Annotated in this window: 10 protein-coding genes and 2 tRNA genes; 8 read left to right on the forward strand and 4 right to left on the reverse strand. The window is 29.1% G+C overall.

Translation table 11 applies throughout. From position 1 onward, the window contains the following. Positions 1–18 precede the first annotated feature (18 nt). On the reverse strand, positions 19–2874 hold the full coding sequence (uvrA, locus tag B9N70_RS02645; RefSeq protein WP_085114260.1) for an excinuclease ABC subunit UvrA: 2856 nt from the start codon (positions 2872–2874) through the stop codon (positions 19–21). A 91-nt stretch (positions 2875–2965) separates the two neighbouring features. Between uvrA and ssb the strand changes: the two genes are divergently transcribed. The 6 genes from ssb (at position 2966) to B9N70_RS02675 (ending at position 8331) form a co-directional block, all read left to right on the forward strand. Next, positions 2966–3424, forward strand: coding sequence for a single-stranded DNA-binding protein (gene ssb / locus B9N70_RS02650; protein WP_085114261.1), 459 nt, complete (start codon positions 2966–2968; stop codon positions 3422–3424). A gap of 5 nt (positions 3425–3429) precedes the next feature. Further along, complete coding sequence (gene gyrA / locus B9N70_RS02655) at positions 3430–6009, forward strand: DNA gyrase subunit A (protein ID WP_085114262.1); 2580 nt, start codon at positions 3430–3432, stop codon at positions 6007–6009. Further along, positions 6009–6503, forward strand: coding sequence for a pantetheine-phosphate adenylyltransferase (coaD, locus tag B9N70_RS02660; protein ID WP_085114263.1), 495 nt, complete (start codon positions 6009–6011; stop codon positions 6501–6503). Before gyrA ends, coaD begins: the two co-directional genes overlap by 1 nt. Beyond that, entirely contained in the window at positions 6496–7056 is a 561-nt protein-coding gene (locus B9N70_RS02665; protein WP_085114264.1) for a peptidylprolyl isomerase, read from the forward strand. The genes coaD and B9N70_RS02665 overlap by 8 nt, the downstream gene beginning before the upstream one ends. 8 nt (positions 7057–7064) lie before the next feature. After that, complete coding sequence (gene tgt / locus B9N70_RS02670; protein ID WP_085114265.1) at positions 7065–8177, forward strand: tRNA guanosine(34) transglycosylase Tgt; 1113 nt, start codon at positions 7065–7067, stop codon at positions 8175–8177. A gap of 78 nt (positions 8178–8255) precedes the next feature. Then, positions 8256–8331: transfer RNA gene (locus B9N70_RS02675), tRNA-Lys, on the forward strand. An 8-nt stretch (positions 8332–8339) separates the two neighbouring features. Here B9N70_RS02675 and B9N70_RS02680 read toward each other — a convergent pair. Next, the gene (locus B9N70_RS02680) at positions 8340–9164 is read right to left on the reverse strand and encodes a M48 family metallopeptidase (protein WP_085114266.1); all 825 of its coding nucleotides are present in this window, start codon (positions 9162–9164) and stop codon (positions 8340–8342) included. Between the two features lie 114 nt (positions 9165–9278). Between B9N70_RS02680 and B9N70_RS02685 the strand changes: the two genes are divergently transcribed. Next, positions 9279–9929, forward strand: a complete 651-nt coding sequence (locus tag B9N70_RS02685) for a DUF502 domain-containing protein (RefSeq protein ID WP_085114267.1) — start codon at positions 9279–9281, stop codon at positions 9927–9929. On the opposite strand, the gene recG is transcribed toward B9N70_RS02685, so the two are convergent. Next, the gene (recG, locus tag B9N70_RS02690; protein ID WP_085114268.1) at positions 9926–11974 is read right to left on the reverse strand and encodes an ATP-dependent DNA helicase RecG; all 2049 of its coding nucleotides are present in this window, start codon (positions 11972–11974) and stop codon (positions 9926–9928) included. The genes B9N70_RS02685 and recG overlap by 4 nt on opposite strands. Before the next feature lie 22 nt (positions 11975–11996). On the opposite strand from recG, the gene B9N70_RS02695 reads away from it, so the two are divergent. Next, the gene (locus B9N70_RS02695) at positions 11997–12260 is read left to right on the forward strand and encodes a succinate dehydrogenase assembly factor 2 (RefSeq protein WP_085114269.1); all 264 of its coding nucleotides are present in this window, start codon (positions 11997–11999) and stop codon (positions 12258–12260) included. Here the strand turns inward: B9N70_RS02695 and B9N70_RS02700 are convergent. Beyond that, positions 12261–12350: transfer RNA gene (locus B9N70_RS02700), tRNA-Ser, on the reverse strand. It abuts the gene before it with no gap. Between the last annotated feature and the right edge of the window lie 29 nt (positions 12351–12379).

Below are 12379 nucleotides of genomic sequence, written 5' to 3' on the forward strand. Positions count from 1 at the left end.
ATTTTAGTAAATTTAAAATCAATTTAAAAGTGGTTTTAAGAATTGACCAGTATAACTATTTTTAACTTTGCAAATTTCCTCGGGTTTTCCTTCGGCAATAATTTTACCCCCTTTAACACCCCCTTCAGGGCCCATATCAACAATATAATCTGCTGTTTTAATAACATCAAGATTATGTTCAATAACAACAACTGTGTTTCCTAATGCAACGAATGTATGGAGAATTTCCAAAAGTTTTTTAATATCATGTTGATGCAAACCGGTAGTTGGTTCATCTAAGATATACATCGTTCGTCCAGTTGATCTTTTTGACAATTCTTTAGCCAATTTAATACGTTGAGCTTCCCCACCTGAAAGTGTGGTAGCCTGCTGTCCAATTTTAATGTATCCAAGTCCCACTTTTTTGAGCGTTAATAGTTTTGATTTAATATTAGAAATATTCTCAAAATATTCACAACCTTCATCTACAGTCATATTCAAAACATCTGCAATGCTTTTATCTTTAAATTTAATTTCTAATGTTTCTCGATTATATCTTGTGCCTTTGCATTCATCACATTGAATATAAACGTCAGGTAAAAAATGCATTTCATAAGTTATCACACCATCTCCTTCGCAAGCTTCACATCTTCCACCTTTAACATTAAACGAGAAACGACCAGGCTTATAACCTCTAGTTTTGGATTCTGGTAGGGCGGTAAACCAATCTCTTATGGGGCCAAAAGCTCCTGTATATGTTGCTGGATTTGATCTTGGTGTTCTTCCAATTGGAGATTGGTCGATATCAATAATTTTATCAACTAATTCTGTTCCCTTAAATCCCTTAAATGGTTTTGGAATCTTACGTGACTTGTTGTTGTTTAAAGTCAAGTTCAATGCATTATATAAAGTTTGTAAAACTAGTGTTGATTTTCCAGATCCTGAAACACCAGTAACACAAGTTAAACTTCCAAGTGGTATTCTTAAATTTACATTATCTAAATTATTTCCAGTTGCTCCTGTTATTTCTAAAAATCTACCATTTTTTGCCAATCTCCTTTTTGTAGGCACATTAATTTTAAATTTATTTGATAAATACTTTCCTGTAATACTATCTTTGTTGTTGCAAATTTCTTTAAAAGAGCCTTGTGCTACTACTTCTCCACCTTTATTACCAGCTTCTGGACCAAGATCAATTATATGATCTGCGTTTTCCATTGTCTCTGTATCATGTTCAACAACAATAACAGTGTTGCCTAAATCTCTTAATCTTTTCAGAGCACTTATAAGTTTAACATTATCTTTTTGATGCAAACCTATTGAAGGTTCATCAAGAACATACAAAACTCCTGTTAATCCTGAACCTATTTGTGATGCTAATCTTATTCTCTGAGCTTCTCCTCCAGATAAAGTTCCAGACTCCCTGGAGAGTGTTAGATAATCTAATCCAACATTTAATAGAAAAGTTAATCTTTCATTGATTTCTTTTAAGATATGTTCTGCAATTTTAATTTGTCTTTTATCCAATTTATTATTCAAATTTTTAAACCATGTAGCTGCGTCTAAAATTGATTTTTCAGTAACTTCACTAATGTGGAGCCCATCAATTTTTACACATAAAGCTTCATCCTTTAGCCTATAACCATTACATCTTTCACATTTAGTGTCAGATTGATATTGGGCTATTTCTTCTCTTTTCCAATCACTATCAGTTTCTAAATATCTTCTTTCTAAATTGTTTATTACTCCTTCAAATGTTTTTTTATGAGAGTATTTTTCATAACCATCATCATAAGAAAATTTAATTTCTTCATCATCTGATCCATAGAGTATTACATCTTTAATTTTTTTTGATAATTTGCTCCATTTTTCTTCCAATGAAAAATCATAATGCTTAGCTAAAGATGCTAAAGTTTGAGCATAATACAAAGTTGTAGTTTTTGCCCAAGGTTCAATTGCACCATCAGCAATGCTCTTTTTTTCATTAGGTATTACGAGATTAGGATCTACATTTAGTTTTACTCCAATTCCTTCACATTCTTCACAAGCTCCAAAAGGACTGTTAAAAGAAAATAATCTTGGCTCAATCTCTTCAATTGTAAATCCACTTTCAGGACATGCAAATTTGGTCGAGAAAATTAATTTTTCAACTTTTCTAAATTTTTTTGGTAAAGTTTCGTCTTCGTATTCAACAAATATCAATCCATTTGCAAGATTAACTGCAGTTTCTATTCCCTCAGCTAATCTATTTCCAAGTGATGAGTTTAAAACAATTCTATCAACTAAAATTGAAATATCATGTTTTACTTTTTTATTAAGTTCAGGAACATTTTCAATATCGTATAAGGTTTCATCGATTTTAATTTTTCTAAAACCTCTTTTTTTATAATTTAAAATTTCTTTTCTATATTCACCTTTTCTACCTCTTACTACAGGGGCGTATAAATATATTGTTGCTTTCTTTGGTAATTCTTTAATTCTATCAACTATCTGAGTTATCGTTTGTGATGTAATTGGTTTACCTGTAAAGGGCGAGTAGGGTATGCCAGCTCTTGCATATAATACTCTCATATAATCATAAATCTCTGTTACTGTTGCAACTGTAGATCTTGGGTTTTTAGAGGTATTTTTTTGCTCTATTGAAATCGCAGGGCTTAAACCTTCTATTAGATCAACATTGGGTTTCTTCATTTTATCTAAGAATTGCCTAGCGTAAGCTGACAAACTCTCAACATATCTTCTTTGCCCCTCTGCATAGACTGTATCAAATGCGAGGGATGATTTTCCTGATCCTGATAGACCTGTAATTACAACAAATTTATCTTTAGGAATTTCAAGCGAAACATTTTTTAAATTATGCTCTTTAGCACCCTTAATAACTATCTTTTTGATCATAAATTTTCTTGCTATGGATTAATATAATTAATATTCAGAGCAATATGTGGTATAAATTTAATTCAAATAACAATCAAATTTAAAAAATATTATGGCTGGAAGTTTAAATAAAGTTCTTTTAATTGGTCGATTAGGCGCAGATCCTGAAATAAAACAAATGGTTAACGGTAAAAGTGTAGCAAGGCTAAGTCTTGCAACCAGTCAATCTTGGAAAGATAAAAATACAGGCGAAAAAAAAGAAAAAACTGAATGGCACCGTGTAGTTGTATTCAATGAAGGTTTAGTTAACGTTGTTCAGCAATATTTAAAAAAAGGTGCTCAAGTTTATGTTGAAGGTCAAATTGCAACACGAAAATGGAAAGATGAACAATCTGGTCAAGATAAATATTCCACAGAAATTGTTATTCAAGGATACAACTCATCTTTAACAATGTTAGGTGGTGGAAATTCTGGAGGTGGCATTCAGTATGACAACAACCAATCTTCATCAAATGCTCCAGAAGATGCTTCGCAAGTTGCAAATGATATGGATGACGAAATTCCATTCTAGTTTTCATGGACAAAACTGAAGTTTCAAAAGATAAAAACATAAAACTCATTTCAATGCATGATGAGATGAGCTCATCATATCTTTCATATGCAATGAGTGTAATAGTTAGTAGGGCTCTTCCTGATGTTAGAGATGGTCTTAAGCCTGTTCATAGAAGAATACTATATGCAATGTATAAAGGTGGTTACGATTGGTCAAAACAATTCAGAAAATCTGCAAGAATAGTTGGAGATGTTATTGGTAAGTACCATCCTCATGGGGATCAATCTGTATACGATGCGCTAGTTAGAATGGTACAAGATTTTTCTATGAGTTTACCTTTGGTTGATGGACAAGGAAACTTTGGATCAATTGATGGAGATCCAGCAGCAGCTATGAGATACACTGAAACAAGACTTTCAAAAGTTTCTCAATTTTTAATTGAAGACATAGAAAAAAACACAGTTGATTATAAAAGTAACTATGATGAAACTGAAAAAGAGCCAACAGTTTTACCAGCTCAATATCCAAACTTACTGGTAAATGGTGCAGGAGGAATTGCTGTTGGTATGGCTACAAGTATCCCTCCACATAATTTAGGAGAAATTATAGATGGAACTCTAGCTTTAATAGAAAATAAAGACATTAAGATCAAAGAATTAATGAAACATATTCCTGGTCCTGATTTTCCAACTGGCGGAGTGATAATAGGAAAAGATATAATTAATCAAGGTTATAATAAAGGAAGAGGCTCTTTTAAAATCAGAGGTGAAATTTCTATTGAAACACAAAAAAATGGAAGAGAAAGATTGATTATAAATTCTATTCCTTATCAAGTTAACAAATCAATTTTAAATGAGAGAATTGCACAGTTAGTTAGAGAAAAAAAGATTGAAGGTATAAAAGATATAAGAGATGAATCTAACAGAGAAGGAATTAGAGTTTCTATAGATTTAAGGAATGGTGTTGAGCCAGAAACAATTAAAAGACAACTTTATAAAAATACTCAAATTGAAAGTTCTTTTGGTTTTAATACTTTGGCAATTGTTGATGGCAAACCTAAAACTTGCAATCTAAAAGAATTTTTAGAAAATTTTTTAACATTTAGAGAAGATGTAGTAATTAAAAAAACTAAGTTTGATTTAAAAAAAGCTGAAGAAAGAGCTCATATCTTGATTGGTTTATCAGTTTCAGTTGAAAATCTAGATAAAATAATCAAGATTATAAGAAATTCAAAAACCCCAGATGATGCTAAAAAATCTATTTTAAGTACTAAATGGAAAATTAATAAATCACAAAAGATGATTTCTTTGGTTGAGGGTAAAAAAACTAAAAGTGATTATAGTTTATCTGAACCTCAAGTAATAGCGATCCTAGAACTAAGATTACAGAAATTAACTGCTCTTGGGATTAATGAAATTGAAGTGGAGATTAAAAAGTTAGCTGAACTTATTGCAAAATACAAAAAGATAATATCCTCAAAGAAAGAGCTTTTAAAAGTAATAAGTGAAGAATTGAAAAATATTAAAGAAAAATTTTCTGTACCAAGAAGAACCAAGATAATTGATGCCGTATTGAATTACGACATTGAAGAAACTATCCAAAAACAAGCAGTTTTAATAACAGTAACTTTGCAGGGTTACATAAAGCGTGGTTCATTAAATAATGTGAAAACTCAAAAAAGAGGCGGTAAAGGAAAGACTGGAATTACAACAAGAAATGAAGATTCAGTAGTTCAAACCCTATCTGTTGATACACATACATCAGTTTTGTTTTTTTCAACTGAAGGGCTAGTTTACAGAATTAAAGCTTGGAAAATTCCTGAAGGATCATCATCTTCCAAAGGTAAATCATTATTTAATATTCTTCCCCTAAAAAACCATCAATCAATAAGTTCAATTATGCCTTTTCCAGAAGGAGATGAAAATTTAAATGACTATCAAATAATTTTTGCAACTGCTAAAGGTAAAGTTCGAAAAAATAGTTTAGATGATTTTTCTTCTATTAACGCATCAGGTAAAATTGCAATGAAACTTGATAATAATGATAAAATTGTTGGTGTAAAAATTTGTAAAGATGATCAAGATGCAATTTTAAGCACTAAATTTGGAAAATGTATTAGATTTGAAACTAAAAAATTAAGAATTTTTAAAGGAAGATCATCTAAAGGTATTAAAGGCATTGAACTTGCTCCTAATGATGAAATTGTTTCTTTGTCAGTAATTAACAATGATAAAACTTCTAAAAACGGAAAAAAATCTAAAGATGATAAAGCAGAAATTAAAGCTGGTGAAGGATATATACTTTCTATAACAGAAAATGGATATGGGAAAAAAACTTCTCATTACGACTATAGAGTTACCAATAGAGGTGGTAAAGGAATTATAGGAATAATTAATTCTCCTAGAAACGGTAATATATCATCTTCATTTCCTGTTTACGAGGGTGATGAAATTATGATCTCAACCAATAAAGGAAGGGTTATAAGAGTTGCTGTTAAGGAAATTAGAACTGCCGGTAGAAATACACAAGGTGTTAGAATTATTAAATTAACAGGTGATGAAAAAGTTGTCTCAGCAATAAAAATTGAGGATAATCTTATTTAATGTCTAACGTTGCTATATATCCCGGAACATTTGACCCAATAACTTTTGGTCATATAGATGTTATTAAAAAATCTTTAAAATTATTTAGTAAAGTAATTGTTGCCGTTTCAGATGGTGAAAATAAAAAATACTTATTTGATGTAAATGAAAGAATTGAAATTGTAAAAAAAGCTTTATTTTCAGATCTTAAATTAAATAAGAAAAAAATTATGATTATATCATTTACTTCTTTAACAACCGATTTATGCAAAAAATATAAATCAAATATAATATTACGAGGATTAAGAGCGGTATCTGATTTTGAATATGAATTTCAATTAGCTGGTATGAATAGAAAATTAAATAATGATATAGAAACTCTTTTTTTGATGTCTGATGTTGAAAATCAAATAATTTCATCAAGATTTGTTAAAGAAATAGTTAAACTAGGTGGAGATATTAAAAAATTTACTACAAAAAGCACAATTAGATCACTAAAAGAAAAATATGAATAAATTTTTTATAAAGATAATATTATTTTTATTAATCTTAACCAATCAATCAATCTCAGAGGAGAACCTAATGATATTAAAATTAAAAGATGGTGATGTTAAAATTGAATTATTTCCAGATGTTGCCCCAAACCATGTAAATAGAATAAAAGAGCTAGCTGATAGTGGTAAGTATGACAATGTGGTATTCCACAGAGTTATAGATGGATTTATGGCTCAAACTGGCGACGTTCAATTTGGAAATTCAAGTTCCGACAAGTTTGATTTAAGAAGAGCAGGCATGGGAGGTTCTGATCTTCCAGATTTAAAACAAGAATTTAACAACCTTCCTCATGATAGAGGAACTCTTTCAATGGCTAGATCGTCAGATCCAAATAGTGCCAACAGTCAATTTTTTATATGCTTTAAACCAGCTCCATTTTTAGATAATCAATACACTGTTTTTGGTAAAGTTATTGAAGGCATGGAATTTGTTGATAAAATTAAAAGAGGTGATGAAAGTAATAACGGATCAGTGCCAGATCCAGATAAAATTATTAGTTTTAAATCGTTGTAGTCTTTTAAATGGCATTAAAAAATTTTGCCTTTAAAATTCTAAATAAAGATAATTTTGCAAGATGTGGGATTATGGAAACCCACAGGGGTAATATTCGAACACCTGCTTTTATGCCTGTTGGAACTCAGGCTACTGTTAAAGCATGTAGAATTGAAGATATTAAAAAAACTGGTTCAGATATAATTCTATCTAACACTTATCATTTAATGATTAGACCTGGAGTAGAGCGTATTCAAAGCGCTGGTGGTCTACATGAGTTTATGAATTGTGATTTACCTATTTTAACTGACTCAGGTGGATTTCAAGTTATGTCATTATCTAAATTGAATAAAATTGATAGGGAGAAGGGCGCAATTTTTAATTCCCACGTTGATGGTAAAAAATTTTATCTAAGTCCTGAGGAAAGTATTAGAATTCAACTAGGTTTAAATTCTGACATTGTAATGATTATGGATGAATGTCCTAAAAATACTTCAGATTATGAACTTATAAAAAAGTCAATGGAATTATCATTATATTGGGCAGAAAGATCCAAAAAAGCTTTTGGTAAAAATCCACACAAAGCTTTATTTGGTATAGTTCAAGGAGGTTTATTTAAAGATTTAAGATTAAAATCTTTAGAGGAACTTATGAAAATAGGTTTTGATGGTTATGCTTTAGGTGGTTTGGCAGTTGGCGAAAGTCAAGATGAAATGTTTAAAGTACTAGATGATATCAAATCAGATTTACCGTCTGAAAAACCTCATTACCTCATGGGTGTTGGAACGCCATCAGATATTTTAGGTGCAGTTAAGAGAGGGATAGATATGTTTGACTGTGTTTTACCTACAAGATCTGGCAGGACAGGTTTAGCCTTCACTTGGGGCGGTCGTGTAAATATAAAAAATAATAAATACCAAAATGACAATTCACCTCTTGATCCAGAATGTGACAATTTAAACTTGAATAAATATTCTAAAAATTATTTGAACCACTTATTCAATACAAATGAAATATTAGCTTCAATGTTGTTAACACTTCATAATATCAATTTTTATCAAGAATTAATGAATGCTATACGTGAGAATATTATCAAAGGTACATTTGATGATTTTCACAATAAATACATAGATAAGTTGTAATTTAGTTAATTTTTGGGATTTCGGGTTTGAATTATCAAAATATTTCTGTATATACAATTTTCATTCGTTGAATTATGTGGGCCGTTAGCTCAGTTGGTAGAGCAATTCCCTTTTAAGGAATGGGTCGATGGTTCGAGTCCATCACGGCTCACCACTTAAAGTTTAAACTTTAATTGGTGGATAATCTAAAATTATCTCATTAGTCCACTCATTTATTTTTTTTATTCTATTATCAGCAGATGGGTGAGTGCTCATAAATTCTGGTGGCGCTTTTCCTTTATTAAACTCTTTCATTCTTTCCCAAATTTTAACTGTTTCCCTAATGTCATATCCAGATAGAGATGAAAAAATCATGCCTAAATAATCTGCTTCACTTTCTTGTTTTCTATTAAATGGATTCATAACACCTAATTGAGATATTAAACCAACTGTATTCATACCCGTTACTCTATTTACTTGTGATAACTTTCCTCCACTAAATATATCAAATAGCTGAGTTCCAGTGTTCAAAATCATACCTCTGCTTGCCCTTTCAACAGAGTGCTTAGCTACAGCATGAGCAATCTCATGTCCCATTACTGCAGCTAATCCATGAGTATTTTTTGTTACTTCTAACATACCAGTGTAAACAGCTATTTTTCCACCAGGCATACACCAAGCATTTCTAACTTTTTTATTATCAATTAATATATATTCCCATTCAAAACTTGTTGTTGGGTCGTCCAGTTTTTGTTTATAAAAATATTCTCCTATAGCTATTTCCATTTTTTTTCCAATCTCTCTAATTTCATTAATATCTTTACTATCTTCAATTAATTTTTCTTTTTCTTTTACTTTTTCATAAATTTGAGCTGCTTGAGCATTGAGCTTGGATTCAGGAATGATCTTTAATTGACGTCTTTCTGTAATTGGTGCTGTTGAACACGCATTCAAAACAAATCCGCAACAACCGCAACTTATATATGATAGGAATTTTCTTCTATTCATTTAATAATGAAATTGATACTATATTTAAATATGAATCTAAATAATAAAATTTTAATCTTTTTATTTATAGTCTGTTTAGCATTTGTAATTTATTCAAGTTATCATTAAGATTTTATGAATAAAAATAAAAAACCTATTTCAAAAAAAGAAATTGCTGGCCTATGGTTTTATATATTTTCTCTAAAAATTAGAAATTATTTTTTTACTGGTATTGTAGTCTTAATTCCAATTGGAGTAACAATTTGGTTATCAAAGTTTTTGATTAATACATCATCAAAAATTTTACCAAATTATATTAACCCAAATACTTATTTACCATTTCAAATACCTGGATTGGAAATAATTAGCTCAATTTTGATTATAACTTTTATTGGATTTATTTCTTTATCTTATCTTGGTAAAAAATTTTTAAATATTATTGATTATTTATTTAAAAAAATTCCTTTACTCGGAACATTCTGGTCTGCAGTAAAACAAATGTCTAATTCATTAAAAGAAAATCGGAACAAATCTAAAAGTGTAGTGTTAGTTCAGTATCCAAGAAAAGGAGTTTGGGCGGTTGGTTTTGCAACAAAAGAAAATAAAGGTGAGATATCAAAAAAAACAAAAAAACATTTAATAAATGTATTTGTTCCCACAACACCAAATCCAACAAGTGGATTTCTATTAATGTTTGAAAGAAAAGATGTTGTTTATTTAGATATGAATTTTGAAGAGGCTTCTAAATTTATTGTTTCTGCTGGTACCACTGTAAAAGAAAACTAAATAATATCATTAATAACATCTGCCTGATCATAAAGTTTCATTAATGTTCTATATTTATTCAATGAAATATTATTTTTTTCCATTTCTTTAATCTCTATTTCAGCTAACTTGAATAAATCTTCATTATGTACTGGATCAGCCAATCTAAATATCTTTATCCCACTTTGTTTAAAACCAAGAATGTCACCAAATCCTCTTAATTTCATATCTTCTTCTGAAATAACAAATCCATCAGTAGAAGATTTTAGTATGTTAAGCCTTTTTTTGGCATTTTCTGTTAAAGATGATTTGAACAACAATATACAGGTGGATTGCTTTTCTCCTCTACCAACTCTACCTCTTAACTGATGAAGTTGTGATAAACCAAATTTATTTGCATTTTCAATTATGATTACATTTGCATTTGGAAAATCAATTCCAACTTCAATAATTGTTGTTGAAACTAAAATTTTGGTTTTTTGATTTAAAAAATCTTTCAATATAATCTCTTTTTCTTCAGGCTCAGTTTTTCCGTGAAGTAATGCTACTTGATTAGGAAATTTTTTTTGAAGATATTCAAATTTTTGAACAGCAGATGTATGATCAAGTTTTTTTGACTCCTCAATTAAAGAACACACCCAGAAAATTTGATTGTTATTATTGATTTCCTTTTCAATAAATTTCAAAATTTCATCAATTTTAGTTTCTAATTTACTGTAAGTTTTTACTTCTTTTCTTGCCTTGGGTTTTTCTTTTATAATTGATAAATCCATATCCCCATAAATAGTCATAGTTAATGTTCTAGGAATTGGTGTAGCAGACATTAGTAGCACATCACAATTATCCCCACCTTTATCAGAAAGTTTTTTTCTTTGATTAACACCAAATTTATGTTGTTCATCAATTATTATAAGTCCAAGTTTTTTAAATATTATCTTTTTTTGAAATATAGCGTGGGTACCAAAAATTATATTTATTTGATTATTTTCTAATTTTTCTTTAATAATTTTTTTTTCTTTATATTCAGATTTACTGGATAAAATTTCTAGATTAATCTTTTTATCAAAAATTTTTTTTGCAAAATTAAAATGCTGTCTTGCAAGAATTTCGGTAGGTGCCATAACTGCGACTTGAAAACCGGAATTAACAGTATTAATTGCAGCACATAAAGCTACAATTGTTTTTCCACTACCAACATCACCTTGTAATAAACGAAACATTTTTTGATCTGATTGAAGGTCATTGTTTATTTCATTTAATGTTTTTTCTTGATCACCAGTAAGTTTAAAATCTAGATTTTCTAAAATTTTATTTTGATGAGTTATATCAAAAAATTTTTTTTGTTTTTTTATCTTTTTAATATTTTGTCTAATTTCAGAATGAGCAAGAAATGTCGATAATATTTCATCATAAGCAAGTCTTCTATAAAAATTTGAATTGTATTTGCCAACATTGTCAGGTTTATGTAATTCTATTATTGCTTTATTCCAGGAGATATTATCAAACTTTCTAAGTATTTTATTGTTATGCCATTCTTCTAAAATAGGTAAATTAATCAAAATTTGATTAATAATTTTATTATAAACTTTTTCAGATATTCCCTCTGTCAAGGAATATTTATTATATTTATCTTTAATTAATGTTGAATCCTCTGAAACATATTTTGGATTTGTAATTTGATATTTATTTTTAAAAATACCAACTTTTCCGCTTACTGTGACTTCTTTATTTAATGGTAAAATTTTTTTAATATAACCTTCGTAACTATTAAAAAACACACAATCTAATTCGCCAGTATCATCTTTGCAGTAAATTCTATTGGGGAGATTTCTTATTCTGGGAAAATTATATTTTAAAGGTGTTAATATAACTGTTTGTTCTTCACCTATTTTAAGATCTTCTATTTTGGTAGATTTACTTCGATCTGTGTAAGATTTTGGCAATCTCCATAATAAATCAAAGATGTTATTAATTTTTTTTTTCTTGAGTATGTTGTAAGTTTTTTGGCCAACACCTTTTAATTTCTTAAGATCTGATAATAAATAATTATATGTATTATTGACCATTTAATATTATTATAAATTTTTAATGAATAACGATATAGAAAACTTAAAAAAAAGATTAATTTACAGATCCCAGTACAGAGGTACCAAAGAAATGGATAAATTAATTGGTAGTTTTGTAAAAACTCATATTGATAATTTTGATTTAGATAAACTTAATGAATTAGAGAAATTCTTATCAATAGACGATGACACTTTATATAAATTTTATAATAACCAATTAGAAAAAATAGATCACGCAAACGAAGAAATGATTAAATTATATAAAAATCACATTTATAAAAAGTGATGGCGGAGAGACTGGGATTCGAACCCAGGAAAGAGTTGCCCCTTTGCCGGTTTTCAAGACCGGTGCTTTCAACCGCTCAGCCATCTCTCCGTGAGCTAGGTTTTATAATTATAATTATT

Source organism: Candidatus Pelagibacter sp. HIMB1321, assembly GCF_900177485.1.
In the GTDB taxonomy this organism is placed as follows: domain Bacteria; phylum Pseudomonadota; class Alphaproteobacteria; order Pelagibacterales; family Pelagibacteraceae; genus Pelagibacter.